Genomic DNA, 2,702 nt, shown 5'->3' on the forward strand with positions numbered 1-2,702 from the left:
CGCGCCCGACCGGTGTCGCCGCCCAGCTCACAAGCTCGGCACTGTAGCCGTAAAGCAAGCGCGGCTCAGCTGATCGCGCGCAGCGCGCGGGGAGGACTGCCGCTGTCGCGATAGGCGACGATCAGGTCCTCGCGGGCGCGGGCGACCCGGGAGCGGATCGTTCCGACCGGACAGTCGCTTACCTGTGCGGCCTCCGCATAGGTGAGACCGAGAAGCTGCGTCGCCACGAACGCCTCGCGGCGGTCGACCGGCAGGCCGCGCAGCAGTGCACGCAGAATCACCTCGTCCTCCAAGGAGCCGTCACCGGCGGGTGTGACGTCGATGGCCCGGCCCCAGTCGACCTCCGAGGCGGTTCTCGGCCGGCGCACGAGTGTCCGGATGTGATCCGCCGCCACCCGTCGCGCGATGGCCAGTAGCCAGGTGAGGGCCGAGGAGCGGCCGGCGAACGAGGGCAGCGCGCTGATCGCCCGCAGGTACGTCTCCTGGCACAGGTCCTCGGCGACGCCCGGGTCGGTCAGGTGCAGCAGGAAGCGGTGCGTCTGCTCCTGGGTCGCGCGGATGAAGGCGGCCGCGGCCGCGCGATCGCCACGTCCGGCCGCCAGCGCCCATTCCGTGATCTTCTGCGTATCGCGCTCGGCTGCTGACACGCCCGGAAGGGTATCCGCTGGGACCAGCCGGTTTGCGCCTTTGGAACTCCTACTGCCAATAGGACGACAATAAAGGTCATGGGGTGTGAGATCTGGCGTGAGGCGCTGTCCGCTCGGATCGACGGGGAGGAGCCGGGGCCCGCGGCGGCACTGATCGACGCGCACCTGGACCAGTGCGCCGACTGCGCTGCCTGGCAGCGCGAGGCGGCGGCGCTCGCACGGGCCTTCGACGCCCGCCCGGACGCCACGTTCGCACCGGTCGACCTCACCCACCTCGCGGGCCGGGTCGAGCCCCGGGTACCGCCCCTGGTTCTCGGTCTGCGCTGGTGCCTGGTCGCGCTCGGGCTGGCCCAGCTGGTCCTCGCCGCGCTGGAGATCCTGGGTGTGCAGGCGCTTACCGGGATGAGCATGGCGCGCCATGCCGGGATGGCCGACGACGCCCACGCGGAGCACCTTTCGCACGAGTCCGCCGCCTGGAACCTGGCCGTCGGAGTGGGTTTCCTCGCCGCGTCCGTCCGCCGGAACGTCGCTGCCGGGCTGGTACCGCCGCTGGGCGCGTTCGTCGTGGTCCTCGGCCTGCTGTGCGTTGACGACCTTGCGCACGGCGAGGTGTCGGCCGGCCGGCTGTTCTCCCACACGTTCCTCGTCGCGGGCTATCTGATCATCCTGGCGCTCACCCGCCTGGGGACCGACCCCGGCGCGCCGCGGGCGAGCCGGGCGGACACCGAGGCGCAGGAGTATGGCGAACCCGCCGGCGCGGCGCCGGGTGGCGCGCGAACCCGACCACGCCTGAGGCTGGTTCCCCGGCCGACGAGTCGACTGCGCCGCGACGGCAGCCACGCGGCCTAGCCACAGCCGCGGCAGCGGCGGTCACGGCGGCCCGACGTGCCGGAGACGGCTGGTCTGGACATGTCGGGAACCATCTCGACGTCGCAGCCGACTACCCGACCATGAACTCGACAGTTTCGCGGGTCGGCGAGGTGAGGTCCGCACACGTCGGGACGTCTGCGCAGGTCGGGACCTCGGCGCGCGGCTCGGAACCTGGCATCAGGCCGGTGTGCGTCGCCGTACTGGCAGGTGTCGGCGGGGACATCCCCGCGGGGACGGTGACCAACGACGACCTGGCGGCCCGGTTCGACACCTCCGACGCCTGGATCACCGGACGGACCGGGATTCGGACCCGACACGTCATCGGTCTGGGCGAGTCCACGTCCGATCTCGCCGTGCGCGCTGGTGCCGCGGCCCTGGCGTCCGCCGGTATGAGCACGGTGGGCGCGGTGATCGTGGCGACAACCACGCCGGACCGCCCCTGCCCCGCGACCGCTCCGGTGATCGCCGCCCGGCTCGGGCTGGGGCCGGTGCCCGCCTTCGACCTCGGCGCGGTGTGCTCCGGCTTCGTCTACGGGCTCGCCGCCGCCCAGGGACTGATCGCCTCCGGCCTCACGGACAGCGTGCTGCTCATCGGCGCGGACACGTTCTCCACGATCCTTGATCCGGATGACCGCAGCACCAGGGCGGTGTTCGGCGACGGTGCGGGCGCCGTCGTCCTGCGGGCCGGAAGCCGGGCCGAGGCGGGTGCGTTGCTGGCGTTCGACCTGGGCAGTGACGGTACCCAGGAGGATCTGATCACCGTGCGAGCCGGTGGGTCCCGCGCGCCGCATGCGGCGTCCGGCCCGCCCGGCCCCGACCGCTGGTTCTCGATGCGCGGGCAGGTTGTCTACCGGCACGCCGTCCAGAAGATGGCCGCCTCCGCGCGGGCCGTGCTCGCGGACGTCGGCTGGTCCACCGACGCGGTCGACCTGTTCATCGCGCATCAGGCGAACGAGCGCATTCTCACCGCGGTCGGCGACGAGCTCGGGATCCCGTCCAGGAACATCTTCGTGCACCTGACGGAGGTCGGCAACACCGCGGCGGCGTCGATTCCGCTGGCGCTGTCCGCCGCGTGGGCGGCGGGCCGGCTGCGCCCGCATGACCGGATCCTGCTCACGGCGTTCGGCGGCGGTACCACCTGGGGCTCGGTGGCGCTCGTCTGGCCGGAGATCATGCCGTGAGTGG

3 protein-coding genes are annotated in these 2,702 nt (G+C 72.5%); 2 read left to right on the forward strand and 1 reads right to left on the reverse strand.

The window, feature by feature from the left end:
- Nucleotides 1–65 precede the first annotated feature (65 nt).
- Entirely contained in the window at nt 66–647 is a 582-nt protein-coding gene (locus MXD61_RS05495) for a sigma-70 family RNA polymerase sigma factor (protein WP_308222682.1), read from the reverse strand.
- A 78-nt stretch (nt 648–725) separates the two neighbouring features.
- On the opposite strand from MXD61_RS05495, the gene MXD61_RS05500 reads away from it, so the two are divergent.
- Nucleotides 726–1,496, forward strand: coding sequence for a zf-HC2 domain-containing protein (locus MXD61_RS05500; RefSeq protein WP_248811759.1), 771 nt, complete (start codon nt 726–728; stop codon nt 1,494–1,496).
- A 206-nt stretch (nt 1,497–1,702) separates the two neighbouring features.
- On the forward strand, nt 1,703–2,698 hold the full coding sequence (locus MXD61_RS05505) for a beta-ketoacyl-ACP synthase III (RefSeq protein WP_248811760.1): 996 nt from the start codon (nt 1,703–1,705) through the stop codon (nt 2,696–2,698).
- Nucleotides 2,699–2,702: the final 4 nt, after the last annotated feature.

The organism is Frankia sp. AgPm24 (assembly GCF_023243055.1).
GTDB classification, from domain to species: Bacteria; Actinomycetota; Actinomycetes; order Frankiales; family Frankiaceae; genus Frankia; species Frankia umida.

Excerpts from the sequence above, each read along its gene's own strand:
- MXD61_RS05500 (WP_248811759.1), top strand. The coding sequence starts at position 726 with ATGGGGTGTGAGATCTGGCGTGAGGCGCTGTCCGCTCGGATCGACGGG.